At 60.7% G+C, this 25,931-nt stretch carries 26 protein-coding genes and 2 tRNA genes; 14 read left to right on the top strand and 14 right to left on the bottom strand.

The features are described 5' to 3' along the window. Window positions 1-4: 4 nt before the first annotated feature. Together GSH16_RS10825 and GSH16_RS16100 are read left to right on the top strand one after the other, a co-directional pair. Window positions 5-991, top strand: coding sequence for a hypothetical protein (locus GSH16_RS10825; protein WP_160854878.1), 987 nt, complete (start codon window positions 5-7; stop codon window positions 989-991). Further along, window positions 927-1,211, top strand: coding sequence for an alpha/beta hydrolase (locus tag GSH16_RS16100; protein ID WP_160855204.1), 285 nt, complete (start codon window positions 927-929; stop codon window positions 1,209-1,211). The genes GSH16_RS10825 and GSH16_RS16100 overlap by 65 nt, the downstream gene beginning before the upstream one ends. Before the next feature lie 242 nt (window positions 1,212-1,453). On the opposite strand, the gene GSH16_RS10815 is transcribed toward GSH16_RS16100, so the two are convergent. Continuing rightward, window positions 1,454-1,527: transfer RNA gene (locus GSH16_RS10815), tRNA-Gln, on the bottom strand. A 48-nt stretch (window positions 1,528-1,575) separates the two neighbouring features. Between GSH16_RS10815 and GSH16_RS10810 the strand changes: the two genes are divergently transcribed. After that, complete coding sequence (locus GSH16_RS10810) at window positions 1,576-1,755, top strand: hypothetical protein (RefSeq protein ID WP_160854876.1); 180 nt, start codon at window positions 1,576-1,578, stop codon at window positions 1,753-1,755. 96 nt (window positions 1,756-1,851) lie between these two features. Continuing rightward, window positions 1,852-2,451 (top strand): outer membrane protein, encoded by a 600-nt coding sequence (locus tag GSH16_RS10805; RefSeq protein WP_160854874.1) that lies wholly within the window; start codon window positions 1,852-1,854, stop codon window positions 2,449-2,451. 78 nt (window positions 2,452-2,529) lie between these two features. Here the strand turns inward: GSH16_RS10805 and GSH16_RS10800 are convergent, their stop codons facing one another. Then, entirely contained in the window at window positions 2,530-2,964 is a 435-nt protein-coding gene (locus GSH16_RS10800) for a GFA family protein (protein ID WP_160854872.1), read from the bottom strand. 243 nt (window positions 2,965-3,207) lie between these two features. On the opposite strand from GSH16_RS10800, the gene cysS reads away from it, so the two are divergent. Genes cysS through GSH16_RS10785 form a run of 3 tightly spaced genes read left to right on the top strand, consistent with a single transcriptional unit; the run spans window position 3,208 to window position 7,027 of the window. Next, window positions 3,208-4,581 (top strand): cysteine--tRNA ligase, encoded by a 1,374-nt coding sequence (gene cysS / locus GSH16_RS10795; RefSeq protein ID WP_160854870.1) that lies wholly within the window; start codon window positions 3,208-3,210, stop codon window positions 4,579-4,581. Next, window positions 4,578-6,206 carry a citramalate synthase gene (gene cimA, locus GSH16_RS10790; protein ID WP_160854868.1) on the top strand — a complete coding sequence of 543 codons (1,629 nt, stop codon included), beginning with the start codon at window positions 4,578-4,580 and terminating at the stop codon, window positions 6,204-6,206. The genes cysS and cimA overlap by 4 nt, the downstream gene beginning before the upstream one ends. Next, window positions 6,203-7,027, top strand: a complete 825-nt coding sequence (locus GSH16_RS10785; RefSeq protein ID WP_160854866.1) for a phytoene/squalene synthase family protein — start codon at window positions 6,203-6,205, stop codon at window positions 7,025-7,027. The genes cimA and GSH16_RS10785 overlap by 4 nt, the downstream gene beginning before the upstream one ends. A 4-nt stretch (window positions 7,028-7,031) precedes the next feature. On the opposite strand, the gene GSH16_RS10780 is transcribed toward GSH16_RS10785, so the two are convergent. The 3 genes from GSH16_RS10780 to cobA are packed head-to-tail and all read right to left on the bottom strand — an operon-like array spanning window position 7,032 to window position 10,515. Further along, a complete protein-coding gene (locus GSH16_RS10780; RefSeq protein WP_160854864.1) occupies window positions 7,032-8,282 on the bottom strand; it encodes an MFS transporter in 1,251 nt (416 codons plus the stop codon). 38 nt (window positions 8,283-8,320) lie between these two features. Further along, window positions 8,321-9,658, bottom strand: a complete 1,338-nt coding sequence (locus tag GSH16_RS10775) for a cobyrinate a,c-diamide synthase (protein ID WP_160854862.1) — start codon at window positions 9,656-9,658, stop codon at window positions 8,321-8,323. Continuing rightward, a complete protein-coding gene (gene cobA, locus GSH16_RS10770) occupies window positions 9,655-10,515 on the bottom strand; it encodes a uroporphyrinogen-III C-methyltransferase (RefSeq protein WP_160854860.1) in 861 nt (286 codons plus the stop codon). The genes GSH16_RS10775 and cobA overlap by 4 nt, the downstream gene beginning before the upstream one ends. 117 nt (window positions 10,516-10,632) lie before the next feature. On the opposite strand from cobA, the gene GSH16_RS10765 reads away from it, so the two are divergent. Genes GSH16_RS10765 through GSH16_RS10750 form a run of 4 tightly spaced genes read left to right on the top strand, consistent with a single transcriptional unit; the run spans window position 10,633 to window position 13,766 of the window. Further along, window positions 10,633-11,685, top strand: a complete 1,053-nt coding sequence (locus tag GSH16_RS10765; protein WP_160854858.1) for a cobalt-precorrin-5B (C(1))-methyltransferase — start codon at window positions 10,633-10,635, stop codon at window positions 11,683-11,685. After that, the gene (locus tag GSH16_RS10760) at window positions 11,682-12,479 is read left to right on the top strand and encodes a cobalt-precorrin-6A reductase (protein WP_160854856.1); all 798 of its coding nucleotides are present in this window, start codon (window positions 11,682-11,684) and stop codon (window positions 12,477-12,479) included. Before GSH16_RS10765 ends, GSH16_RS10760 begins: the two co-directional genes overlap by 4 nt. Next, the gene (locus GSH16_RS10755) at window positions 12,476-13,108 is read left to right on the top strand and encodes a DNA-3-methyladenine glycosylase family protein (RefSeq protein WP_160854854.1); all 633 of its coding nucleotides are present in this window, start codon (window positions 12,476-12,478) and stop codon (window positions 13,106-13,108) included. Before GSH16_RS10760 ends, GSH16_RS10755 begins: the two co-directional genes overlap by 4 nt. A gap of 1 nt (window position 13,109) precedes the next feature. Further along, on the top strand, window positions 13,110-13,766 hold the full coding sequence (locus tag GSH16_RS10750; RefSeq protein ID WP_160854852.1) for an alpha/beta hydrolase: 657 nt from the start codon (window positions 13,110-13,112) through the stop codon (window positions 13,764-13,766). On the opposite strand, the gene GSH16_RS10745 is transcribed toward GSH16_RS10750, so the two are convergent. Beyond that, complete coding sequence (locus tag GSH16_RS10745; RefSeq protein WP_160854850.1) at window positions 13,763-14,179, bottom strand: VOC family protein; 417 nt, start codon at window positions 14,177-14,179, stop codon at window positions 13,763-13,765. The two genes, GSH16_RS10750 and GSH16_RS10745, sit on opposite strands and share 4 nt — an antisense overlap. Window positions 14,180-14,381: 202 nt before the next feature. On the opposite strand from GSH16_RS10745, the gene GSH16_RS10740 reads away from it, so the two are divergent. Continuing rightward, the gene (locus GSH16_RS10740) at window positions 14,382-14,966 is read left to right on the top strand and encodes an HNH endonuclease (RefSeq protein ID WP_160854848.1); all 585 of its coding nucleotides are present in this window, start codon (window positions 14,382-14,384) and stop codon (window positions 14,964-14,966) included. Here the strand turns inward: GSH16_RS10740 and GSH16_RS10735 are convergent. Both GSH16_RS10735 and GSH16_RS10730 read right to left on the bottom strand, forming a co-directional pair. Beyond that, the gene (locus tag GSH16_RS10735) at window positions 14,939-15,415 is read right to left on the bottom strand and encodes a disulfide bond formation protein B (RefSeq protein WP_160854846.1); all 477 of its coding nucleotides are present in this window, start codon (window positions 15,413-15,415) and stop codon (window positions 14,939-14,941) included. The genes GSH16_RS10740 and GSH16_RS10735 overlap by 28 nt on opposite strands. After that, window positions 15,412-15,990, bottom strand: coding sequence for a YqaA family protein (locus GSH16_RS10730; RefSeq protein WP_160854844.1), 579 nt, complete (start codon window positions 15,988-15,990; stop codon window positions 15,412-15,414). The genes GSH16_RS10735 and GSH16_RS10730 overlap by 4 nt, the downstream gene beginning before the upstream one ends. Before the next feature lie 135 nt (window positions 15,991-16,125). On the opposite strand from GSH16_RS10730, the gene GSH16_RS10725 reads away from it, so the two are divergent. Next, window positions 16,126-16,212: transfer RNA gene (locus tag GSH16_RS10725), tRNA-Leu, on the top strand. Window positions 16,213-16,287: 75 nt separating this feature from the next. Here GSH16_RS10725 and GSH16_RS16085 read toward each other — a convergent pair. Further along, on the bottom strand, window positions 16,288-17,313 hold the full coding sequence (locus GSH16_RS16085; protein WP_160854843.1) for a tyrosine-type recombinase/integrase: 1,026 nt from the start codon (window positions 17,311-17,313) through the stop codon (window positions 16,288-16,290). A gap of 341 nt (window positions 17,314-17,654) precedes the next feature. On the opposite strand from GSH16_RS16085, the gene GSH16_RS10715 reads away from it, so the two are divergent. After that, window positions 17,655-18,263 carry a hypothetical protein gene (locus GSH16_RS10715; RefSeq protein WP_160854841.1) on the top strand — a complete coding sequence of 203 codons (609 nt, stop codon included), beginning with the start codon at window positions 17,655-17,657 and terminating at the stop codon, window positions 18,261-18,263. Window positions 18,264-18,391: 128 nt separating this feature from the next. Here GSH16_RS10715 and GSH16_RS10710 read toward each other — a convergent pair whose 3' ends face one another. From GSH16_RS10710 to GSH16_RS10690, 5 genes are all read right to left on the bottom strand, one after another. Beyond that, window positions 18,392-19,561: a GIY-YIG nuclease family protein gene (locus tag GSH16_RS10710; protein WP_160854839.1), complete on the bottom strand. Its 1,170-nt coding sequence runs from the start codon at window positions 19,559-19,561 to the stop codon at window positions 18,392-18,394. Next, a complete protein-coding gene (locus GSH16_RS10705) occupies window positions 19,554-21,611 on the bottom strand; it encodes a DEAD/DEAH box helicase (RefSeq protein ID WP_160854837.1) in 2,058 nt (685 codons plus the stop codon). The genes GSH16_RS10710 and GSH16_RS10705 overlap by 8 nt, the downstream gene beginning before the upstream one ends. 1 nt (window position 21,612) lies before the next feature. Then, on the bottom strand, window positions 21,613-22,233 hold the full coding sequence (locus GSH16_RS10700) for a hypothetical protein (protein WP_160854835.1): 621 nt from the start codon (window positions 22,231-22,233) through the stop codon (window positions 21,613-21,615). Then, window positions 22,230-24,974 carry a class I SAM-dependent DNA methyltransferase gene (locus tag GSH16_RS10695; protein WP_160854833.1) on the bottom strand — a complete coding sequence of 915 codons (2,745 nt, stop codon included), beginning with the start codon at window positions 24,972-24,974 and terminating at the stop codon, window positions 22,230-22,232. Before GSH16_RS10695 ends, GSH16_RS10700 begins: the two co-directional genes overlap by 4 nt. A 388-nt stretch (window positions 24,975-25,362) precedes the next feature. Further along, window positions 25,363-25,872 carry a uracil-DNA glycosylase gene (locus GSH16_RS10690; RefSeq protein WP_160854831.1) on the bottom strand — a complete coding sequence of 170 codons (510 nt, stop codon included), beginning with the start codon at window positions 25,870-25,872 and terminating at the stop codon, window positions 25,363-25,365. Between the last annotated feature and the right edge of the window lie 59 nt (window positions 25,873-25,931).

Below are 25,931 nucleotides of genomic sequence, written 5' to 3'. Positions count from 1 at the left end.
GCGCTTGCCGGAGACCAACGAAGAGGCGTTTCTGGGTATGTACGGAATGTGCCTTTCAGACCCGGCATGTGCCGAAGCCTACCCGAACCTTGTCGAAAGTCTGAACGATCTGTTCTCCGCACTTCTGGCAGAGCCGCTTTCGACAGAGAGCGGCTTACCGGTGACAGCTCAGGCGCTGGAACAACTGATCCTTTCTTCGGCAAACCAAGCGGGCGCGGTGTGGCGTGTTCGGTATTTGCCTCGAATGATTACTGAAATGGAGGAAGGCCGAACTGAACTGTTTGAGGCCATTTCCCTGATGAAATACGCGGAAGCTGAAACGGCCCCACCTCCGGCTTTCCAGCTTGTGGAGGGACACATCGGGGCACGACGACTGCTCAATCGAGCCAATAGTCTGGCTGCGCAAAGCGATATGCTCCGCGACAGCGCAGCGGCGCTTGCACAGCAGGCACAGGACATGGCCCGAGAAGCCGAAACATCGCCGGCTTCAGTGTTCCTGAGAACGCTTCACCAACTCGAAGACGCCCCATACAGCACCGCGATTGATGCCGGATATGGGGCAGAGCGCGTTGCTTTGCCTATGCGCCCCGCGACGTCCGATGAACTCGGCCAGTTTGTCCAACGCAACTTTTCGGGCATCGACGCAGAGATTCTGATGTCGCTGGTTGTGCAGATGGCACCCGATGACATTGCCGAGATATTCAGGCGATTGCGAAATCTGGACCGATTTACCGAGCAGTTGCACGAACTGGCTTTTGCCCTTCGCCTTTTTACCTGCAATGACTCTGTTCCTTTCAACAGTGCGGAACGCGCACTCGATCGTATCGAGCAGTATCGAATCCCCGGGCTCACAGAGCGCGAAGGGCGAACGATGGTCTTTGAGCTTGGCGCATGTGATGGGTTTCCGACCGGCACTGTAGACCAGGATTTCCACACTCCGGTTACCGGAAACGGATCTGTTCCTGTCATGGTTTTTTTCCGGAACGAATGACACACAGACCGCCACGTCATGGTCGGAACAAGCGGCCGGTAACATATCCGGATCCCAGTTTGTCCGCTTCCCGAACACTGGCCATGGTGCAACCTTGTTCTCAAAATGCGACAGAGATGTCGCGGCGGCCTTCTTCGATCAGCCAGAAATGCCCGTCAGGTCGGCTTGCACCGAAGGATTGATCCCCAAGTTCGTACTGCCTGAAGATCCGCTACCCTGAGCAGATGACGTTGGCGGATTGCTTGATACCAATGTCCTTCGCTTCAGCAAACCATTGACCCAAGCCATGAAGCATGACGCTTTTATGGTCAGCTATTCATCGGGCAGTTCCATTCACCAAACCGCGGCAGGATTGCAGATCTGCGCACATTCAAAACGCACACCCTAACGTACACGTCCGAGCGGCGGATATCTTCGTGTCGCCAGATCGGCCGGCATGAATTGGTATTTGGGTAGAAGCTTTGGCTGGGGAACCTGGATTCGAACCAGGACTAACGGAGTCAGAGTCCGTGGGTCTACCGTTAACCTATTCCCCAGCAGCGCGGTTCATTTAGACAAGGCGCCTGGCCGCGTCAAGGGCGGAATTGATCGAATTTCACCTGACCCAACGTGCGGCAACGCAAAAGGTTCCGCAGGCGCGAATGGGCGGAAAACCGCTTGAAATCAACGCCGTTTCGGCCGCATTCGGGCGGGAAATGGCCGATCGCGTGCAGGTGCAACAAAATCCGCCGTCACCTCTTTTTTTCCATCGCGAGCGGGCCTAGCTGTGCTGCAACCCCGGACGAACACGGGGCCGACATTTGTCGAACAGGGATCACCCTTGAGGCGCGCTCCGGCGTGCCGAACATTGGAGATTACGAATGAAAAAAGCAGTCGCACTCGTCCTGGCGTCGAGCGTTTCCGCCGGCGCCGCCTACGCAGGCAACATGAATTTCGAAGAGCCGGTCGAGCCGGTCGTGGTCGCGCCCGTCGCGGTCGTCGATACGGGCTATGACTGGAGCGGTTTCTACGGTGGTGCTCAACTCGGCTATGGCCGCGGCGATGTCGACGGTGTCGGCGACACCGAAGGCTATCTCGGCGGTGTGCATGCCGGCTACAATTACGATTTCGGCAACTGGGTCATCGGCGGTGAGCTCGATGTGGACTGGGCCGATCTCGAAGTCGACAATACGGACGCCACGATCGACGGCATTGCCCGCCTGAAACTGAAGGGCGGCTATGATTTCGGCCGGACCCTCGTCTACGGGACCGTCGGCGCCGCAGCGGCCAACCTGTCGAGCGACACGCTCGGCGATGACCGCGGCAATGGCTATGTGGCCGGCCTCGGCGTCGACTATGCCGTGACCGACAACTGGATCGTTGGTGCCGAGTATCTCTACCACGATTTCAAGGATTACGGCGATCTGGGGACCGACGTGAACGTCAACACCCTGAAGGCCAAAGTGTCCTACAAGTTCTGATCCCGCACAGGTTGGATCGAGGAACGGCTCCGCCCTTGGCGGAGCCGTTTTCGTTTGGGGACGAAAGGTGCCGGGCGGTCAGGCTTCTTCGGTGCTGGGGGCAGGGGACGGGTCGGCTGGATAGTCGAACCGCTCAGCCTGCGGCAGCCCGTCTTTCAGGTCGTAATAATTGCCCTTTTCGGTGACGAAATGGTGGCCCGTCAGGCGCACGGGCAGGTCGTCATCGAAACAGCCGGCGCTGAGCAGAAGCCCCGGGCGCCCCTGTAGCCGCCAGGAGATGGTCGACCCGCAGGCGGTGCAGAAACCGCGCTGCGCCATGTCGGTCGACTGGTAGATGGCCAGCGTCGTGTCGCTGATGACCTTGATCTGGTCGTCTTGCACCCGGACCGAGGCCCAGTAATGGCCCGAGCTTTTGCGGCATTGCGTGCAGTGGCAGGCGAGCACCTCGGGCAGCGGCCCGGAAATCTCATACTGAACCTGGCTGCATTCGCAGGAAAATCTTAAAGGCGGCATGCACGTGTCCCGATCGTCGTTGCGCCTGATGGCACAGTCACACCGTGGCCTGATTCTCGCGCTCTGGCAATCTGTGGCTTGATTCATGATACCGGTGGTGGCATCACGGCATCATGACGAAGACATGCTGCATTTCCGGGATTTGCATTATCCGCTGACATATGTCCGCGGCCGGTCTTCGTGTTTTCTTTTGATCCACAAACTGCTAGGCCCGCCGCGGGACGCCGCGACAGGACCTGACCGATGACCGAGATCACCCTTCACAACACCGCCACGCGCCGCCGCGAACGGCTTGAGCCGATCGACCCGGCCAATGTGCGGCTCTATGTCTGCGGCCCGACGGTCTATGACCGGGCGCATCTGGGCAATGCGCGTCCGGTGGTGGTGTTCGACACGCTCTACCGCCTGTTGCGGCATGTCTATGGTGCCGACCATGTGACCTATGTCCGGAATTTCACCGACGTGGATGACAAGATCAATGCCCGCGCCGCGGCGACAGGGCGGCCCATCCGCGACATCACGGACGAAACCATCGGCTGGTATCTTGACGATATGGCCGCGCTCGGCGCGCTGGAGCCGGACCAGATGCCGCGCGCGACCGAGTTCATCCCGCCGATGATCGCGATGATCGAAACGCTGATCGAGACCGGCCATGCCTATGCAGCGGAGGGCCACGTGCTTTTTGCCGTCGACAGCTATCGCGACTATGGCCGCCTGTCTGGCCGGACGGTCGAGGACATGATCGCCGGCGCGCGGGTCGAGGTCGCGCCCTACAAGCGCAACCCGATGGATTTCGTGCTGTGGAAACCGTCCGACGCGGACACGCCGGGCTGGGACAGCCCGTGGGGCCGGGGGCGTCCGGGCTGGCATATCGAATGTTCCGCCATGGCGCGCGAGTTGCTCGGCGACAGTTTCGACATTCATGGCGGCGGGATCGATCTGCAATTCCCGCACCATGAAAACGAGATCGCCCAGAGCTGCTGCGCGCACCCGGACGGCGGGTTTGCGAAAATCTGGATGCACAACGAGATGCTGCAGGTTGAGGGCAAGAAAATGTCCAAGTCGCTTGGCAATTTCTTCACCGTGCGCGACCTGCTCGATCAGGGCGTGCCGGGAGAGGTGATCCGCTTCGTGTTTCTAAAAACGCACTATTCAAAGAAGTTTAGTTTCAGCCAGGATAAAATAGATCGGGCTACAAGAGAGCTGAAAAAGTGGAAGCGCGCTTGTGAGAATGAATCAACGGGAGATGTGGACGAAAAATTTCTGGGTTATTTATGCAATAACCTTGATACAGCTGGCGCAATGTTTGAACTTCGGAAAATTTTTAAGCAGGGAAGATACTCTGATCTGAAGGCTTCTGCCAACTTAATTGGAATTCTCAATTTCGAAGATACGGATGATTTCTGGTATCGGCCTATATCTTCGGCTACCGAGGTTGAGCTCCGATTTGTCGCTGCTTTAAACGAAGCTCGGTCAAGGAAGGACTATGAGCGTGCCGACGAACTTCGGAAGGGAGCAATCAACGCAGGATACGAGGTTCAGATTGGCTTGGACGGAGCTCAGTTATCTCATTCCTCCGGCAGCGCCGATCCCGCAGCATTGGAGGCGCTCCTGTGACCCGCGAACGGCTCTATCTCTACGACACGACATTGCGCGACGGGCAGCAGACGCAGGGCGTCGATTTCTCGGTCGATGACAAGGTGCGGATCGCCGAGGCGCTCGACGCGCTCGGGCTCGACTATGTCGAGGGCGGCTGGCCGGGGGCGAACCCGACCGACAGCGACTTTTTCGCCGCCGCGCCGACGTTGAAGGCGGCCCGCTTCGCGGCCTTCGGGATGACCAAGCGGGCCGGGCGCTCGGCCTCCAACGACGATGTGCTGGCGCAGGTCGTGGGTGCGGGCACGGACACGGTCTGCCTTGTCGGCAAGACCCATGATTTCCACGTCACCGCGGCGCTCGGCATCACGCTGGAGGAAAATCTCGACAATATCCGCGACTCGGTCGCCTATCTGGTCGAGCAGGGCCGCGAGGCGATCTTCGATGCGGAACATTTCTTCGACGGCTTTGCCGCCAACCCGCCCTATGCACTCGAAGCCATCCGCGCGGCCCATGATGCGGGCGCCCGCTGGATCGTGCTGTGCGACACCAACGGCGGCGCGCTGCCCGGCGACGTGACGGCGGCAGTGGACGCCGCCATTGCAGCGGGCATTCCGGGTGACCGGCTCGGCATCCACACGCACGACGATACCGGCATGGCTGTGGCCAATTCGCTGGCCGCCGTGCAGGCGGGTGTGCGCCAGATCCAGGGCACGCTCAACGGCTTGGGCGAGCGCTGCGGCAATGCCAACCTTGTCTCGATCATCCCGACGCTTCTGCTGAAGCCGGCCTTCGCGGACGCTTTCGAGATCGGCGTCGACCGCAAGGATCTGGCCAAGCTGACCCGCGTCAGCCGGATGCTCGACGAGATCCTCAACCGCGTGCCGGATGCCCATGCGCCCTATGTCGGCGCCAATGCCTTCACCCACAAGGCGGGGCTGCATGCGAGCGCGATCCTGAAGGACCCGACGACCTACGAGCATGTCCCGCCCGAATCCGTCGGCAACCGCCGCGTCGTGCCCATGTCGAACCAGGCCGGCCAGTCGAACCTGCGCCGGCGCCTGTCGGAGGCCGGATTGTCGGTGGAGAAGGGCGATCCGCGCCTGTCGGAGATCCTCGATCTGGTCAAGGCGCGCGAAGATATGGGCTATGCCTATGACGGGGCGCAGGCGAGTTTCGAGTTGCTCGCCCGCCGCGTGCTCGGCCAGATGCCGCGCTTCTTCGACGTGGAACGCTACCGCGTCATGGTCGAACGCCGCTACAATGCGCTGCGGCAGGTTGTGACCGTGTCCGAGGCGGTCGTCGTGGTGAATGTCGGCGGCGAACGGGTGCTCAACGTGTCCGAGAGCCACGATCCCGAAAGCGATGCCGATCAGGGGCCGGTCAACGCGCTGAGCCGCGCGCTCGCCAAGGATCTGGGCCAGTGGTCGGGCCATATTGCCGACATGCGGCTGGTCGATTTCAAGGTCCGCATCACCAATGGCGGGACCGAAGCCGTCACCCGCGTGCTCATCGACAGCGAAGATGACAAGGGCCGTCACTGGACCACGGTCGGCGTGTCGGCCAACATCGTCGATGCCTCGTTTCAGGCGCTGCATGAGGCCGTCATCTGGAAGCTGATCGCCGAGGAGGCCGCGGACGCATGAGCCTCGATGCCTGCGCCGCTGCGGTCGAGCGGGGGGATCCGGACCGGTTCCGCACGGCGCTTCTGGCGCCGATGCCGGCCCGCGGCGACCTGCTGGCGCTCTATGCGTTCAATCTGGAAGTTGTTCGCGCGCCGTGGGTCACGTCCGAGCCGATGCTGGCCGAGATCCGCCTGCAATGGTGGGTAGATGCGCTGGACGAGATCTTCGCAGGCAAACCGCCGCGCGCCCATGAGGTCGTCGCGCCGCTCGCCGATGCCATAGCACGCCACGATCTGCCGCAGCGTGAATTTTCCGCGCTCATTGCCGCGCGGCGCTTCGATATTGGCTCCGATCCGCAGTCGAGCCGCGCGGCTTTCGATGCCTATATCGACGGGACGGCCGGCGCGCTCATGCGCCTCGCGGCCCGGATCTGCGACTGTCCGGACGACGGTTTGCCGGTGGTGACGGATCTGGCCTATGCCGGCGGGGTTGCCGCACTCTGGCAGGCGGTGCCAGCACTGCTGGCGTCGGGCCGCGATCCGGTGCCCACTGGCTGGGTGACCGACCATGCCGCGCTCGCGCGGGGCGAGGTGTCAGAGCCGATGGCAGATGCGATCCGCGACATCACCAGCGACGCCGCCGCGGCCCTTCAACGCGCACGTGAGGCCCGCGCGCGCCTGCCGCGCAGCGTGGCGCCCGCGCTCCTGACGGCAGTGCAAGCGGGTCCGGTGCTCGCGCAGGCTGCAACCGATCCGGCTGCGGTTGTGCAGGGTGATCTTGGCCGCCGCGAACTGGCGCGCCGCTGGTCGGCCCTCTGGCGCGGGATGACCGGACGCTGGTAGCGGCTCAGGCGGTCGGTGCGCGCCGTGCGCCGGCGAGCGTGAGCCAGATGAGCGCACCGCCGGCCAGCATCAGGAGCGGCACCATCGCGATATTCACCGCTGTCCAGCCGGACACAGGATCGCCGCCCGAACAGTTCATCAGGATGCCGGAGCTGAGCGAGGCCAGCGTCACCATGCCGAAGACGGCGAAGTCGTTCATGCCCTGCGCGCGGGTGGCCTCCTCGGGCGTGTGATATTGCGCGAGCATCGTGGTGCCGCCGATGAAGCCGAAATTCCAGCCGATCCCGAGCAGCACCAGCGCGAGGTAGAAATTCCCCAAATCCACCCCCGACAGGCCGACGATTCCCGCACCGGCCAGCAGCACCAGTCCGGTTGCAATGATGAGCCGCGTGCCGAACCGCGCGATGAGCGGGCCGGTAAAGAAGCTTGGCACATACATGGCCAGCACATGGGCGGAGACGATATTGGCCGCATCGTCGGGCGTGAACCCGCAGCCCACGACGGCGAGCGGGGTGGATGTCATGACGAGGTTCATCAGCGCATAGGCCACCATCGAGACGATCATCGCGACAAGGATGCCGGGGCTCTTCAGAAGCTCCCAGCGTGACCGCCCGGCGTCGGTCCCGGCCTTTGGCGGCTTCGGCTTCGGGATGTCGAGGAACAGGAAGATTGCCGAGCCGAGCACATTCAGCACCACCATCGACAGATAGGCGGCGGCGAAGGGCACGGGCGGCAGGTCGAGACCGGGCAGGCTGACGGCGGCACCGCCTGTCTGGCGCACGATGAACGGGCCGAGAATGGCGGAGATGAGGCCGCCGGCCATCACCCAGCTGATCGCCTTGGGCCGGAAGGCCGGTTCGCTGCTGTCCGACGCCGCGAACCGGTAGAACCCGTGAGCGCAAAAGTAGAGACCGGTGATAAACGAGCCGATCAGGAACAGCGCGAAACTGCCCGAATAGAGCGCGATCGTGCACAGAAGCGCGCCGAATGCGCCGCCGAATGTGCCAAGAAAGAAACCGGCCCGGCGACCGAACCGCCCCATGAAGGCGGCGAGCGGCGGGGCGGAGATCATCGAGCCGAGCACGATCAGCGAGATCGGCAGCGTCGCCCAGCACGGGTTGCTCGCCAGCATCTTGCCCGACAGGCCGCCCAACACGAAATAGACCGGCATCTGCGCCCCGAGGATCGCTTGCGCGGCAATCAGGGCGGCAATGTTGCGCTTGGTCTTGGCGGAGGGACGGTCGGCTGCAGTCATGCGCGGACAGGACCATCTTGGCGCCGCGTGCGCAAGCGTCAAATCACCGCGTCTTCTTCCGGCGCGATCAGGTGGATGAAGCTGCCGCTGACCGATCCGTGCTGTAGTCCGGCGGGGCCGAGCACGGTGCCTGCGGCGTCCGAGACCTCGAAGAGCGGCATGCCCGCCTGCCTGCGGATGGTGGCATAGTGGAATTCGTGCGCCCGCCACGGGCCGGACTGGCTGCCGAACCAGTCCCCGCCGCGCGGCACGGCGCGGCGGTAGCCGAGTTGCCGGCGGCGGGCGCTGAAATCGGTTTCCAGATCGAGGAGGCCGAGCATCGGGTGATCGGTGCCGTCCGCATCGGTCAGGCTTTGGCCGAGCACCATGAAGCCGCCGCATTCGCCGTAGACCGGCAGGCCGCGTTCCGCCGCGCTTCGCATGGCTGCACGGAACCTGCCGGCCGCGGCAAGCCGGCCTGCATGCAGTTCCGGATACCCACCCGGCAGATAGACCGCATCGGCTGCCTCGTCGGGCGCGTCGTCGGCCAGAGGGGAGAAGAAGCTGATGGACGCGCCGCCGTCGCGCCAGCCCTGCAGAAGATGCGGATAGGCGAAGGCGAACGCGTCGTCGCGTGCCACTGCAATCCGTTGCCCCGGCGGGCGAAGCGGGAGCCGCGGCGTGTTACCGTGCCGGACGGGTGCGGCACTGGCCACCAGCGCGCGGATGTCGATCCGGGCGTCCAATTCCGTGGCGGCCCCGTCAAGAAACGCGTCGATATCGGCATGTTCGCGCGCCTGCACGAGGCCCAGATGCCGGTCGGGCAGGGCGAGCGCGTCGCTGCGGTAGACGCATCCGAGCACCGGCAGGTCCGGCAGGTGGCGGCCGATCGCGTCCTGCAGCATCTGCGCGTGCCGTTCCGAGCCGACCCGGTTCAATAGGACGCCTGCAAGATGCAGGTCCGGATCGAACCGTGCAAAGCCAGAGATGAGTGCCGCGACCGACTGGCCCTGTCGCGCGCAATCCACAATCAGGACCACCGGCAGGCCGAGCGTCTTTGCCAGCGCAGCACTTGATCCGGCGGCATCAGGCACCGCGCCATCAAAGAGCCCCATGGCCCCCTCGACCACCAGAAGCGGCGCGTCCGGTCCGGTTGGCCCCTCCACTCCGTTTGCCGCGAGCCCGGCCAGCCGCTGGGCTGACATGGCCCAGCCGTCGAGGTTCACGCAGGCGCTGCCGCTCGCCAGCCGGTGATAATCGGGATCGATATAGTCGGGGCCGCTCTTGGCCGAGCGCAGCGCCACCCCGCGGCGGCGCAAGGCCCGCAGGAGCGCCAGCGTCAGCACCGTCTTGCCGCTGCCCGATGCGGGCGCGGCCAGAAGGAGCCCGCGGCTCACGCCTGTTCGGCCGGCCGTCCGCGCCCCAGCGGGTCGGGATTGCGCACCGGCTCGCCCGCCATCATGCCGGTCCAGTCGAGCACCTGCCGCATCAGCACAGAGCGCCCGACACAGACAATTGCAGGCGGGTCGACGGCGGCCGCGGCCGCATCGTCGACCGCATGGGCCAGCGTTGTCTCCAGCACGCGCTGGTCGGGCAGGGTCGCCCGGGTCACGATGGCCACCGGCTCGTCGGGCGCGCGCCCTGCGTCGATCAGCGCCGCGGTGATCCCGGCCAGATGTTTCATCGCCATATACATCACGATCACCTGCGCCCCCTCGGACACGGCTGCCCAGTTGACGGAGGTGGGCGTCGCACCTGTCTGGTCATGGCCGGTCAGAAAGGTGACGGACTGGTTGATGTCGCGATGGGTGACCGGGATACCGGCATAGGCGAGCCCGCCGATGCCTGCGGAAATGCCCGGCACGATCCGGATCGGCACGCCATGCTGAACGAGCGTTTGCGCTTCCTCGCCGCCACGGCCGAAGACGAACGGATCGCCGCCTTTCAGCCGCAGGACCCGGCGGCCGGCCTGTGCCAGTTCCACCAGATGCAGCGAGATGTCGCGCTGTTTGGCCGACGGTTTCCCGCCGCGCTTGCCGGCATAGATCCGGTCCGCATCAGGCCTTGCCCAATCAAGGATCGCCGGTTCCACAAGCGCGTCATAGACGATCACGTCCGCCTGACGGAGCGCATTCAGACCGTGCAGGGTCATCAGGCCGGGGTCGCCCGGTCCGGCGCCGACGAGCCAGACCCAGCCGGGGTCCAGTGTCGGCCATGTGCCTCCGGGCGGGGCGGGAAGATTCGAACTGTCCATCGCCACTTATTAGACCCGTGCTTCCGCAAGGCCAAGCGCGGACGCGCCGGATCGGGCTGCTGTGGCGCCCTCACATGGCGATTGGCCCGGCCGCACACGCCCCCTATAGTCCCGCTGATGACAGCGCGCCCACATAGCTCTCTGCGCCGCGGCTGGACCACCGGCGCCTGCGCCACCGCAGCCACGCGCGCGGCGCTCGCGGACCTGTGGGGGCATGGGGTGCTCGATCCGGTTTCGATCACCCTGCCGGGCGGCGAGATGCCGTCCTTTCCGCTCGTGCGCAGCGCGCGCGGGCCCGGCTGGGCGCTGGCCGCGATCGAGAAGGATGCGGGCGACGATCCGGACGTGACCCACGGCGCGATCATCGAGGTGGAGGTGCGCAATGGTGCGCCCGGCGCGGGCGTGCGGTTCCATGCCGGCGACGGTGTCGGCACGGTGACCCGTCCGGGCCTGCCGATCCCGCCCGGAGAAGCCGCGATCAATCCGGTGCCGCGCAAGATGATGGCGGCCGAGGTTGCGGCACTGGCCCTGCATACGGGCCGGTCGGGCGATATCGACATCACCATATCCGTGCCGGGCGGGGCGGCGCTTGCGGAGAAGACCTGGAACCCGCGGCTCGGGATCGTCGGCGGCATCTCGATCCTTGGCACGACCGGCATCGTGCGACCCTTTTCCTGCGCGGCATGGATTGCCTCCATCCATCGCGGGGTCGACGTGGCACGGGCCGACCGGCTGGCCCATGTGGCCGGGTGCACCGGCAACATGTCGGAGCGCGCGGTGCAGGCGCTTTATGGCCTCCCCGACCATGCGATGCTCGATATGGGGGATTTTGCCGGCGGGCTGATCAAGTATCTGGCCCGCCATCCGGTGCCGCGGCTGACGATCGGTGGCGGTCCGGGCAAGCTTGCGAAACTGGCGCAAGGCGCGATGGACCTGCATTCGGCGCGCAGCCAGGTCGACTTTGATGCGCTGGCGGATCTCGCCCGGAATCCGTTGGTACAGGATGCGAATACTGTTCTGGAAGCAATTGAAATTGATAAAGATCTTCCCGAACGTATTGCCGAGGCGGCACGTCAGTCCGTGCATCAGCGGTTGCTGGGTGAACCGGTCGCGGTCGATGTGGTGCTGGTCGACCGGCAGGGCCATATTCTGGCGCGGAGCGGACCGTGAGCGATTGGGGCCCGATGCCTGACTTTCCCGAACTGAAGGGACCGTTTCTGCTCATCCTCGGCGGCACGACAGAGGCCCGCCAGCTGGCGGAGCGGGTGCGGGGCTGGACCGTGCGCTACGCGCTCGCGGGCGTCACGGCCGAGCCGGTGGGACTGCCGCCCGATATCGGCGTGATGCAGGGCGGATTCGGCGGCGAGGACGGGCTGACGGGGCATCTGGTGATCGGCGGCTACAAGGCGGTCCTGAATGCCACCCACCCGTTTGCCGCGCGCATGACCCGGAATGCCCAGTCTGCGGCACGTCGCGCCCGCGTCCCGATCCTGCATCTGCGCCGTCCGGCCTGGGACGCGGCAGCGCAAGACGCCTGGCACCGTGTGCCCGACCTCGGCGCGGCCGCAGCCGCGCTGCCTGCCGGGACACATGCGTTCCTTGCCCTTGGCGCGCGGCATCTGGACCCGTTCATCGCCCGCACCGATTGCAGCTTCACCGCACGCGTCATCGATCCGCCCGATCCCGCGCTTCAGGCGGCCGCGCCGCATATCCGCTTCGTCAAGGGCCGCCCGCCGCACAGCGAGGAAAGCGAGCGGCAGGTGCTGCGCGAGAGCGGGGCGTCATGGCTGGTGACGCGGAATTCCGGCGGCCGGTCGGGGCGCACCAAGCTCGACGCGGCTGCGGCTCTGGGGCTGAACATCCTGATCGTCGACCGCCCGCCCATGCCGCGCGGCTCTACCACGGTCGCCGATCCGGCGGCGGCGCTCGGCTGGATCGACGCGCGGCGGGCGCAACTGGCATGAGTGTCGGGCGGATCATCACCTGTGCGGCCGATATCGAGGAGGGGACCGCCCATCTGATTGCGGTCGAGCCGCGATTTGCCGAGGCCCATGACGCTGCCGGCCCCGCGCCGCTCAGGCTGCGCGAGGACGGGTTCACGGCGCTTCTGGGTGCCATCGTCAGCCAGCAGATATCGGTCGCCGCCGCAGACGGGATCTGGCGACGGCTGGAGGCCGCGGATGCGGTCACCGAAGCGGGCCTGAGCGCCCTTGATGACGAGGCCCTGCGTGCCTGCGGCCTGTCGCGCCCGAAACTGCGCTATGCCCGCGCATTGGCCGAAGCGGGTATCGACTATGCCGCCCTGCGCGACCGCCCGACCGAAGAGGTGATCGCGGAACTGGTGGGAGTGAAAGGCATCGGGATTTGGACAGCCGAGATCTATGCCATGTTCTCGCTGGGACGCGCCGATGTGCTCGCCTCGGGCGATCTGGCGCTGCAGGAAAGCGCGCGGATTCTCTTCGGACTGGAAGAGCGCCCGACCGCCCGCCAGTTGCAGGAGATGGGCGCCGCATGGGCGCCGTGGCGGGCGGTTGCGGCGCGGTTGCTCTGGGCCTATTACCGGGTGGCCAAGAACCGAGAGGGAGTGCGCTGACATGACAACCTTGACCGGACCGATCCGGGACGCGGCCTCGGGCAACGCGACCTCACTCGTGGTGCTTTTGCACGGCTATGGTGCCGACGGGAACGACCTGATCGGGCTGGCCAATCCGCTGAGCCAGCATCTGCCAGACACGCGGTTCCATGCGCCGAACGCCCCCGAACCCTGCGCCAACAATCCGATGGGATATCAGTGGTTTCCGATCCCGTGGCTCGACGGCTCCACCGAGGAACAGTCGAAAGCCTCCATGGCGGCGTCGGTCGATCTTTTGAACGGCTGGCTCGATGCCGTGGCCAAGAACGATGGCATCCCGCCCGAACGCACCGTCCTTGTCGGCTTTTCGCAAGGCACGATGATGAGCCTGCATGTCGCGCCGCGCCGGCCTGAGCCCTTTGCCGGGATCGTCGGCTTCTCTGGCCGCCTGCTGGCGCCGGAGCGGCTCGGAGTGGAGCTTGTGTCGCGCATGCCGGTGCTGCTCGTCCACGGTGATCAGGACCAGATGGTGCCGCCAAGCTCCTTGCCCGAAGCTGCTGATGCGCTGGTGGAAAACGGCTTCACCGTCTACACGCATGTCTCCAAAGGCACCGGCCACGGGATCGCACCGGACGGGCTCGGAATGGCCCTGCAATTCATCAAACAGGAACTGGGCTAGGCGCCGAACCAGAGTTTCGGCTCGGCCATCTCCAGCGAATTGCCGGCAGGATCGCGGAAGTAAAGTGACCGCGCGCCGTTCGGCCATTCGAAATCGGCCTCGATCCCGGTTCCGGCTTCCGCGAGCCGTGTCCGCCAGCCGTCCAGATCGTCCCGCGCGACGGTGAAACAGACATGTCCCGGGCCGCGTGCGCCGTGGGTGGGCACAGGAAGGCCGGGCGGGCCGCCGGGCGTTTCGGTCCGCGCCGGATAGAAGATGAGCAGCATCTGGGTCCCGAGCCTGAAAAAGACATGGCGCGGTCGCGCGTCCGACACCAGTTCCAGCCCGAGCGTTTCGCCGTAAAAGGCAAATGCCGCATCAAGGTCGCTGGCATAGAGCGCGGTTTCGAGGATCGCGTCGAGCGGCCTGGCCATGCTCTTCCCTCACTTGTGATTTCGATTCTGGGCCTGTCACGCCATTGTAGCAGAAGGCGCTTAGAGTTCAGTCCGCAAGCATCGCTTATTTGGGGGCTTGTCTGAATTCGACCGCAGGATATAGTTGTTTCATATACTGGGACGGGCGCGTCCCGTTCTGGTGCCGCCGGCGGCGGCAAACAGAGCAGGGAAACGAGTCGCCATGGATGGTTCTTACGTCACCTCTTTTGTCCGAAGTCCCGGAAACCTCCGTCATCATCCGGCCTTGGTGCTGAATGCCGACTACAGGCCGCTCTCCTACATGCCGCTGTCGCTCTGGCCGTGGCAGGAGGCGATCAAGGCGGCCTATCTCGACCGGGTCGACGTGATCGCGGAATATGACCATGTCGCCCGCTCGCCATCGACCCATATCCGCTTGCCCTCGGTCGTTGTGTTGAAGGAATTTGTGCGCCCCGCGAAACAGACCGCCTTCACCCGCTTCAACCTGTTCCTGCGCGACGAGTTTTGCTGCCAGTATTGCGGTGCGCGCGGGGATCTGACCTTCGATCACGTGATCCCGCGGGCGCGTGGCGGGCGCACCACCTGGGAGAATGTCGTGGCCTCCTGCGGCCCGTGCAACCTGCATAAAGGGTCGCGGACCCTGAAGCAGGTGGGCATGCATTTGCGGCGCATGCCGCGCCGTCCGACGCCCGAGGAATTGCAGAATGTGGGCCGGAAATTCCCTCCCAACTACCTGCATGACAGCTGGATGGACTTCCTTTACTGGGACGCCGAACTCGACGCATAACCGCGCCACCAGATCCCGGCGAGCAGGAAGGAAAAGACCGCGTTCCAGCCCGCCATGGACAGGCCGAGGAAGGCCCAGGGGATCTCGTCACAGCGCACAACCGGTGCGGCCATGATCTGGTCGAAGAGCGCATCGGTGCTCAGGCCCGAGATGCTGCCGGACGTGCAGGTGCTCGGTCCTTCCCAGAACCCCCATTCGACGCCTGCATGGAAAACGCCGATCGCTCCGCCAATGAAGAGAACCAGCGCGCCGAGCGCAAACCAGTGCGGGCGCGGCTGCCAGATGGCCATGAGCCCGATCAGGATCGCGATCCCGTGCGGCCAGCGCTGCCAGATGCACATCTTGCAGGGCGCCATACCACCCAGATATTGGAAGCCGAGCGCGCCCACGAGCAGGGCGGCCGACCCGGCCAGCGCGACAAGCGCCAGGTTTCGCGGGGTGAGGGTCATAGATACTTGACTGCGTAGAAGCCACCGAACAGCAGGATGATCGCGGCCGTCGCGACCCAGCCGAAATAGCGGTCGATGAAGGTCCGGATAACGGGGCCGAAATACCACAGGAGCCCGGCGACCAGGAAGAAGCGCAGGGCGCGCGCAACTGTCGACGCCGTCAGGAAGACCCAGAAATCGAGCCCCGTCGCGCCCGAGGTGATGGTGATGACCTTGTAGGGGAAGGGCGTGACGCCGGCAAAGAGCACGACCCACGGCCCATAGGCGTTGAACCGTTCGCTGAAGGCCGCGAAATGCTCGCCCTTGTGATAGAAATCGAGCACGGGCTGGCCGACCTGCTCGAACAGTTCCGCGCCGATATAGTAGCCAAGGCAGCCGCCCGCCACGGAAAAGACCGTGCAGACGGTGGCGAAGAACCAAGCGCGGTTGCGGGCCGCCAGCACCATCGGGATCAGCAGCACATCGGGCGGGATCGGGAAGACGGAGCTTTCGACGAAGGCCACGACCGCCAGCGCCGCCAGCGCATAGCGCGTGTCGGCAAAGGACAAGGTCCAGTCATACAAACGTCTGAGCATCCTGCCTCTCGAAAACTGCTGGCTCCAAGCACCACGGATGGCAGGTCAGGTCAAGCGTCGAAGGGGCGGGCGCGGTGGCAGCGGCTTTTTCCCTTGCACTGGCATGCCGGATCGGCGAAACCCGTCTCCGGTCCCGCCCGAGTGGTGGAATTGGTAGACACAGGGGATTCAAAATCCCCCGGCCTCACGGCCTTGTCGGTTCGAGTCCGACCTCGGGTACCAAGTCAAAATTTTACCTATGTTTTTCAGTGACTTACGGGTCGATTAATCAAAATAGCGAGGGTGGTTTATCACTCCTCACTTGTCGAGCCGTTGCATGGCCTTCTGGGCCATACGTCGCTGGGAGGCACTTTTCGTGTACCGTTCGACCTCTTTCAGGCTGGTATGGCCGGTGATCGAGGCGATTTCATGGACGGAACATCCAGCCTCGGCCAGTCGGTTCGCTGCGGCCTTTCTCAATCCATGTGCCGATCGATCCTTGATGCCAGCTTCCTTTACGGAGCTGCGGAACCATTCGCCAAATGCGTTGGATGAGCGGGGCTTGCCGAACTTGGTGGTGATGATCGTGGCTGCGATCTTAGGCGTCACATCGAGGCTGGCCTGAAGGGCATGGGAGATTGGAATATCCACCTGCTTCTTGGTTTTGGACTGGATAATGGTGATCCACCCATCCTTGATATCAGACCATTCCATTTCGCAAATGTCCTTCCGGCGCTGACCGGTATGGAGCAGAAGATCGAACGCGGTTCTTTGTGGAGTCCCGACTTTCCAGTGATCTTCATATGCGGATATCTCTTCCTCGGACCAAGAGGGAAATCCCTTGTTCTTCACGGTGGTCCACGGAACATCGGACGCGAAATTCTGGTCTGCTCGGCTGGCTTTCACAGCCTCGGCAAAGATGAATCTCCATGCCTTCAATCTCATCTCGGCCTCATGGGGCCGGTCAGAGAGATGGCTGAGATTTTTGCGGATGTGAGGGACACGAACCACATCGAAGGGCACATGCCCGACGGACTCTCGAATGGCGTCGAAATGGCCTCTGAGGCGCTTGCGGTAGAGATCTGTGATGCCTGTCCGGTAGTGGTGGGACTTCATCGTGAGATCGAGGATCTCGCCAATCGTGCCCTCCTTGCTGCGGCTGGGCAGCATGGTTCCGTTCTCGGCCTTGAGCATGGCCACCCGGTATGCCTCCTGGAACTCCAGAGAGGTCTCAGGGAGCGCAGGCAGGGCGATCAGTGGCCGTCTGGGGTAGCGGAGATAGACCCGCTCCTTGCCGTGTCGGTCACGCATGCGCCAGACGTATTTCAGAACTGGTCTTGCCACGATGGATTCCTTTCATCACAGAGCAACCAGTAGTGAGATTCGCAACCATTCCATGAGTGCCGTCCGGAATTGCGAGGCGGCTGGGGTTCAAGCTCTCCCACTGGCATGCTCTTCTCGTTTGGTTCAACGCATGCGAATGTCCGTATAGGGCACGATTGCCATTGCGCCCCGCGTAGCGGGTGTCCACGGAGTGGGTGTAGGAGCTAGGTATGGGGGGGGTATTTCCAGTCAGTGGAGCTGGCCCCATAACCCTATAGCTAGACATCATTGTGAAAAAATATAATAGGGCGAAGCAAGCATATTGAGATCCTGTCTCTGGATAGGCCAAAGGAGGATGTATCATGCCAGATAGCGAAGGCCCCACAAATCGACAACGCTCTGTGAGCACAGTTCGGCGGCTATCCGCGTTCGATCGCTCAGCCATTCTTGAGACTGGAGTTTCCGAAGAAGAACTCGATGTGCGGCTAGCGGGGGGAGAACGGCCAGATAGTTTGGTCAAGGAGTTCACTCCGGAACGTTGGGCCGAGCGACAATTGTCGATGGCGAAGCTGAGTTTGAAGTCGTCGGTCCGAACCTTCTTTGAACTAGGTGTGCCGAAACCCGAAATCGAACGTCTGTCGAATGGGGTCTTGGAGCAATTGTTGATTGAAGCCCTGGAGGTTGTGTCTGTCTCAGCGGAAGATTTTGAACCATTTCTAGACGATGAATCCATTGTCTGTCCGGTTCCACACCAATGGAATAGATTTCGGGTGGCCTGCGGTATCAGGCCAGGCCCCGGCCCGCTAATGTGTATGATTTTGGGGGGATGGAGCCGTTCCGATGAGGAAAAAAGGGAGAGGTTCGAGGCCCAGATTGATTTTGCCAAACAAGATCGTCGCAACACAGAACGGGCAGTAAATTTTCTCCGATCCTTGTCGGATGAGGACTGGCACAGACGTGGTCAATCTTGAGGCCCAAAGATTGTTTCAGCCAACAATCTCTGCAGCGGCTCACCTGCCTAGTAAGACATAGCCGTTCTCGAACCGGAATTCGGCTTCTTTGGATCCTCTCACTTTGTCAAAACTGAACCCAAGGGCCTTCATGTCAGTTGGGCAGTGTTCGGATCGTAGACCATACCTGCAATGGACCCATCTTTGATACGTTCGATGGCTTCGTCGATGACGGGCAGGGGAACCAGAAACCATTCTTTTGGTGTGACCGATTTTCCAAACCGATCCTTGATCTCGACATTCAGGCGAGCCCGATCGAAGACACGATGGAGCAGGTTTTCTAGCTTGGTTCTGTTGATGTTGTAGAGCTCGTAGGTTGATACGATCTCAACTTCGGCCATCAGAAAAGTGGGATACTGGCTGGCATTCGCGATCCGCCTTTCGACGCTGCCGCCAGTCACTCCAATCTTGTGGAGAATATCTCGGTTCTCTGCGACTGCTGGTATTTCAGATTTGCTGCGCAGCACGTAAACGATACCACTCGCCTCATCACCTTCGATTGAAGAATCTGAAAACAATGGCCCTGCCACCGGATCGCTGATGGTGCGGCTCGTTGGATCCTTGCTCATGGCCCGGTGCAGCGAGCGCATCAGCAAATTGCTCTCCGTTCCATTGTCAAACACGACCCGCAATCTGGCATCCCAATCACCATAGTCCTGTCTGAATGCTTCACCCTTCTCAGCCACATAGGCTTTCTGACCAGATAGGATGTAAAACCGTCCTGCTTCGATTTCTGCACTGGTTTCGGGAGGGCGAGTCATACGCAGTCCAGTCTCTAGATCGGACTGCACATTCTGGAAGATCGATTTGAACTTATCGAAATCCTTGCAGATTTCTCGATTGGCAATTTCTTCCGCAGCTCGTTTCTCAGCCGAAGTTCGTACGTGCTTGAGTTGGGAGAGATCACCCCCTGGATCATCCAACTCCGCTAGGTCATCGGCCAGGGAATCTAGGTCAGTGTACGCTGAGGTGTCCGCGGAATCATCGGCCTGATCCAAGAGCTTGTGCTTGTCCATTGGATCGAGGATTGCACGGTATTCCGGATTTGACGCCAGCTGCTCAAGACGAACCGCATACAAACGTTCAAAAATATCGCGGTTTTCGCCATGCCGTGGTCTGCGGCCTTCCCGTTCATAGAAACGCTGAATATCTTCAAAGCCTGCTATGACCCGCTCCTCAATTTTCGAGCGTTTTACAGGTTTGTCAGGAACGTCAAATTCCGCCAGGTCGCCTGCCAGGGCATCGAGTTCATCACTCATAGCGACCTTCCTTTCTGAACCGCATGAAAGCTGTCGCTCCCTCGGCCATGAGTTTTTCGAACGGATCAGCGGATATGAGCGACGGCGGGCGGCCATGCTCCTTCTTGAACCTACTGGCCCGTCGCGCCCACGTGATGGCATCCTCAGGTGAGATCGGGCTCCTTTTCGCGGAGATGACTGATGCGACCTGTCGGAGGCTGTCTTCGTTCATGGACTTTGCCAGAATGGAATAGGCTTCACCGAACGGATTGATGGAGTCGATGAGGTCGATGTCGAGGTCCCGAACGTCCATGGCAAACTTCCTCACGCCGTCGATCAGCGCTGTGTTAGCAGATGGCTCCTTCTCGTCCTCATCCGCACCCAGAATGGTCTTCTTGCCTTGCTGGGTCAGGTTCATTGCAGCGACTGCACGCTGCCTGACAGCCTCGACATCGTCGTCCTGAAGGTCGGGATATCTTTCGCGGATGATTTTGCCCATTCGCGTGACGGTCAGTTCCTCAGGTACGAGCTCCTCATCAAACAGGCCGCGCTCAACCGTCGGCTTGTCCTGAACGAATGCAGTAATCACCTCGTTCAAATCTTCCTGGCAAATCCGTTTGGCCTCCTTGGTTCCCGGCTCTTTAAGGCCCTTGATCTCTATATCGAACTGACCGCTTTCCTCGTTGAATCCGACATTGGATTTCTCGGGATCATAGCCTCCGTCACCATAGTCGAACCCGGGCTGGGCAACTGAAGCTGGCGTCTTGGGGGTGAAGTTGAATCTCGGAGCGAGTACCTGCTCCATCAGCAGGCTGGCTGCAATGGCTTTCAAGGTGTCGTTGATTGCCTCTGTCACCGCGCCTTCGCTCGCATCCGGTTCGGCGATCAGATTTGTAAAGCGCGCTCTGGTTTTCCCGACAGCGTCACGGGTAGCCCGTCCGATAATCTGAACGATCTCGGTCAGGCTCGCCCGATATCCGACTGTCAGTGCATGCTCACACCAGATCCAGTCGAAACCCTCCTTGGCCATGCCAAGCGCTATGATCAGGTCGACATGATCCCGATTGTTTTTCTCCGCAGGATTTTTCAGTGCCCGAGAGACCTTTTCTCGCTTCGCCGGTTCATCATCAACCAGATCTGCAACTTTGATCGTTCGGCCGTCTGGCGTTTTCACGAGATGGAACCCGGTTGCCGGATCCGTGCCGGCCCACTCTCCAAGGGCGTCGATGATATGATCGACTTCCCTGTGTTTGTCCCCGGTGCTTTCCCGTGCATTGACATTTGGGATATGCAGGATGGTCTTCTCTCGCGGATCCAGAACGGCCAACAGGTCTTCGGCGTAGGATCCGGTATAGAAGAAATAACCGATGTCGAGTGTCTTGAGATGCTCATAGCCATTGAGCTGCTCGTAGTAGGTGTAGGTGACGGTGTCGAACTTGGCCTCATCCTCTGGGCTCAATACGGCTTCAGCATCTCCACGGAAATAGCTGCCTGTCATTGCAACAATATGGACACGGTCGCGGGCGATGAACTGCCCGAGATGCGTCCCGAGCTTGTTTTCCGGATTGGCACTCACGTGGTGGAATTCATCGACGGCAATCAATCGATCGTCGAACGCGTCAATCCCGAACTTGTCGACGGCGAACCGGAAGGTAGCATGAGTACAAACCAGAACCTTGTCAGGGCCTTCCAGAAATCTGCCAACGGTTCTAACCTTACCATCGTCCCCGCCCGGCGCGTTGCACAGGTTCCATTTTGGCTCAACGAACCAGTCGGCCCAGAATCCGAACTTTGAAAGTGGCTCGTTGTTGAAACTCGCCCCGATGGATTTTTCCGGCACCACCACGATCGCCTGCTTGAGCCCTTGGTTTTCAAGCTTGTCGAGCGCGATGAACATGAGCGCACGGGACTTCCCGGATGCAGGGGGGGACTTGATCAGGAGATATTGCTCGCCCCTGCGCTCGTAAGCCCGTTCCTGCATAGCGCGCATGCCGAGTTCGTTCGACTTTGTGGAACTACCATCGCGGGCATAGGTGACGGAGACGGAGGGGATGGATCGAGAACTGTTCATCCTAGATGTCCTTTGATCCCCAAGATCTCGGCTTGGTTGCTGCGTCAGAAGAACGCTCTAGAAAGTCCAGAGTTTCCTGAAAAAGTGTCTTAGGATCTCTGTCCGTTTTCCAGGCGGGCTCGGACCGATTTGGCATGCCAAACCTCTGTCGAAAAGCGTCGGCTAACGCCAGAGCTTCCAACCCGAGCGCTGAATAACTTTCCTGGCGAGCCTCAAAATACTCGCGTAGATAGGGGAGAGATGCATTCCGACCCCAATAGTAAATGTTCCGGTTCGCTTGTTGGAGCCGGTTGGGCAAAGCAAGCGCGCGATACATCAAGTCTCCGCTTAGGCTTTTCCAGACAATGTCATCTGCGAAAACAAGCTCTTTCGGACAATCCACTTGTGCGATTGCATACTCCTGCCCATCTTCCATTCGTCCAGCTAGTTGTCCCATTTCGGTTCCGTCATCATAGACCACGGCCACACAAATCTCGACAAGATGGTCCAATTCGCAAACGATGCGCATCGCGGAGTAGGTGGCGTTCCGCTTGCGCTCAGCACGGGCCGAAAGGGTCTCCTTGGCGGCAACGATCAAGCTGCCAACAACAACTCCGACCAGACCAATGAGCGCCGCAATCATGTCAGCACCTTCGTCGTCATCTTGGTGTACATGTCGAACAATTTTTCCAGTCGCTCGGTATTGTTCTTGAAGCGGCGGCCGATGTAGATACGTTCCAGGGTTTCGTCGTTGCGGTCATGGGCGGCGCGGAGGTTGGCGGGCATGTTTTCGGGATCGTAGAGGTCGGCGATGGTGGCCGGGAAATGCGCCTCGCGCGCCAGGAGGATGTCTTCGGCGCAGCTTGCTAGGTCTTCGCGGTTTTTCTCGGTCAGCTTGGGGACGGGGAAGGTGTTCCAGCCAAGTGTGTTGGAGAACCTAAAGTCCGTTTTGATCTTCCCGCAAACCGCAGCAATCCAGACTAACGACAGTTTAGATGCAAATACCGCAATGTTCCAAAGTGGGGGATCGTAAAAAGAAAATGCACCATCTCCGACGATAGCTCCTGGAGGCAGAGATACTACCGGATAAAAATCCCGAACTTCGGACGAATGACGCGGGATCTGAAACACAACTTCTTTTCCAGTCTGCCTTATTTGCTGAAAGGCATATGGTGTCCTGGCGCCATTGCGTGTAAGCTCCTTATCACTCTTGCCACGCATTTCTTGGACAATCTCAAACCTATGTCTGAAGGCGGGGATGTTCTTTAGCTCTTGGTAATTCTTTTCATTAACCCACAAGCAGTATCTGCCAACCCCATGTGTGGCATCGTGTGCGCCGTAGAACGGACGAATAACTTCTACACCATCCGGGCAGCTATCTCTTAAATCGGACGCCACTTCAAACCCGAAGATAAGCCCCCCACCATCGGCAGGCTTATTGCCATTAACGACCGGAGATAGGCCATTAACTGGCTTTGTCTCATTTTTAACGTACACATCTTGATACGCCACAAGATATGCGTTGATGTTGGAAACTTCCCTCATCGTGTTTAACTTGCCATCAATCAGCCGCGCCGTTGATGGGTTTTTAGACAATCCCACTATGCAAACAGTAACCCCTGCATTGTGGGCAGCCAAATTGTTCCACCTGAAAGATGTAACGGCGAATGAGATCTTGATGCCCTCAGATATGCATTGCGGCCAATACCTATATACCTGCTCTCCTTGGCAAATGGAGTTAGTGGTTACAAAGGCAGCTTGAGCATCACAAAAATCAAGGAAGCTCCGTGCTTTCTGGAAAAATCCTAGAATATAATCGAAGGACTTCCATGTCTTGAATCCCGCAGAAAATATCGACGCCATGTCGCTTTTCTGCTCTTTATCCTGTTCCGTACCGCCTTTGTAGGGGGGATTACCGCAAATATAGGTTTCTCCACCCTCGTTCTCAAAGTCGATTTGTGCCTGATCCAGCGGGCTCTGAAACAGATCGTCCGCCTTGTGCTTCACTCCAGTGCCTGTCGGGGGACAGATAGACAACCAATCAAGCCGCAGGGCATTGCCGCAGGTGATCCAGTTCTGGTTGTCCAGCGGCAGGAACTCGGCCAGAGCCTCCTTCTGCCCGCGATGGGTCACATCGCACTGGTATTCCGCGATGATCAGCGCCAGTCGGGCGATCTCGGCCGAGAAATCCCGGATCTCGATGCCGCGGAAGTTGGTCAGAGGGATGTCCGTCTTGCGATCGGCCTCGCCCCGGCGGCGATTGATCTCGGCCTCAACCGCACGCAGCTGCTTGTAGGCGATGACAAGGAAGTTGCCCGACCCACAGGCCGGATCGAACACCCGGATCTTGGCAATGCGGTTGCGCAGGTTTAGCAGCTTGCGGCTGTTGTCGCCGGCCTCTTCCAGCGCGACGTTCAGGTCATCGAGGAAGAGCGGGTTCAGCACCTTCAGGATGTTCGGCACCGAGGTGTAGTGCATGCCCAGGACAGAACGTTCTCCTTCATCCGCAACGGCCTGGATCATCGATCCGAAAATGTCCGGATTGATCTTCGTCCAGTCAAGGCCGCCGATATGGCTGAGATAGCGTTGGGCGATCTTGGAGAAGCGAGGCGCTTCAGTGGAGCCTGAGAACAGCCCGCCATTTACATAGGGAAAGGCATCGGCCCAACGAGGCAGGTTGGCGCCTGCTCGATCTGCGATAGCGGTGTTCATCGCCCTGAATATTTCTGAAATAACCTCATGCGTGTTCGAGCCGTCCCGGTTCGACATGCGGTCGATCGTTCCTGTGAACAGGTCGTTGCTGGCGAAAATGTCGGTATCCTCTGCAAAGAAGCAGAAGATCAACCGGGCCATGAAATGGTTCATTTCCGAGCGGCGATCGGCCGTACCCCAGTCGGGATTGTCTTTCAGCAGCTCCACATAGAGACGGTTCAGGCGTCCGGTGGCCTTGATGTCAAAGGCACTCTCCCGGATCTGTTTGACCGTCGAGATGCCGGCCAGAGGCAGGAAAACACCGAAATGATCAGGGAAGTCCTGATAGGTGCAGGCGATGGTGTCTCCGGAAACCAGATCCTCGGCCTGAAACTCCTCGCCATCCGTGGCGATCAGGAACCTGACCTTGTTCCTTTTGGTTTGGGTAGCTTTGCTGGATCGCAGCGTCTCGAGCGCGTCGGACACGCCTCCCGGCTCACTGGTCAGAATGTGCGCGCTGCCCGCTTTTAGAACTCCGCCTATATCAGATTTGTTGGATGTGCCCTTGCGAAGCCTCTTTGAGCCAGTGGCCGATCCATCGAAGCATTCCAGAAATGCAAAAGGGAACTCAGACGGGTCGAAAGCCTGTTCCGCCAAATCGCTGATGGCCTGTTCAATCTCAACTGGATTCATTGGGTGGGTCCGAAGGTACTATTTGGAGCAGGGTAGGCAGGAAAGGGCTGCGGTGAGGCCGTATTGGCAGAGGATAAGTTCCTCAACGTCTCCGCTGTGAGAAGCTACATGTTCGTTTGGTTCAAGTTCATCAAACTCATCGAGCGTGACCAGTTCAAGTGGCTTTTGAGCTTTCTCGCCAGTCAGAATAGAAGGTCCTTGCGCTGGTCTCCCTAGCTGGTGAGGCGTTGAAGACGGGCTGGACGATGCTGTCAGGAGCAATGGCGCAATTTCGGCAAATAGATACCAATGAATTGGGGGCCCTGAATTGCCGGCTACTGAGGCCCGATTGTCCTGCCAACACGCATCCGGATTTCAGACGGCCAACAGAACAGTTTTGGGGCTTCGCTCATTTCACCGCCTGGGCCCAGACAGGTGCAATCTCTGCATATTGTTCAGGGTTGATGTTCTTTACCATCGGCGATGGATGTGGTGAGGTCAGCACGCGCAATCCAAGGCGCATCAGCATCGGTTCAGCTTTCTGCGCGTGAGCGCCCACGAGGACAACGGTTTTTAGGTGAGGAAGCAGCGATACGAGTTGTTCAAGCGCCACAAGCCCCTCTTCTACCTCATCAATTGATGCAGAGCGTTTTCCGTCATACCAAGGTATGACGTTCCAAAGCAGCACGTCATGATACCCCAGCCCAATTTCATCGAAGATCGAGCGCATATTGCGAGCCGTCTGATCGTCATTTGCCGTCAGGCTAACAACGCCGTTGACGCCTGCACCTTTGGTCCCAGCTTTCATGAGAAGAAACATGACCTCGGCCTGCTCGAGCGGACCGTCAGGATCGAAGTCCGGTACTGTGTAGTCTGGTTTCTGGCGACGCAGTTCATCAAGATACTGCTGCAACGCCATGGTGCTCTCCCGATTGCCCATTTTAAAACGCTGGACCCATAAGTTTGGATACCCTCAAA

It is taken from the genome of Oceanomicrobium pacificus (assembly GCF_009833495.1).
Taxonomy (GTDB): domain Bacteria; phylum Pseudomonadota; class Alphaproteobacteria; order Rhodobacterales; family Rhodobacteraceae; genus Oceanomicrobium; species Oceanomicrobium pacificus.
Note: the sequence above shows the minus strand (reverse complement) of the source record. Positions and strands in the feature narration are given on the sequence as shown.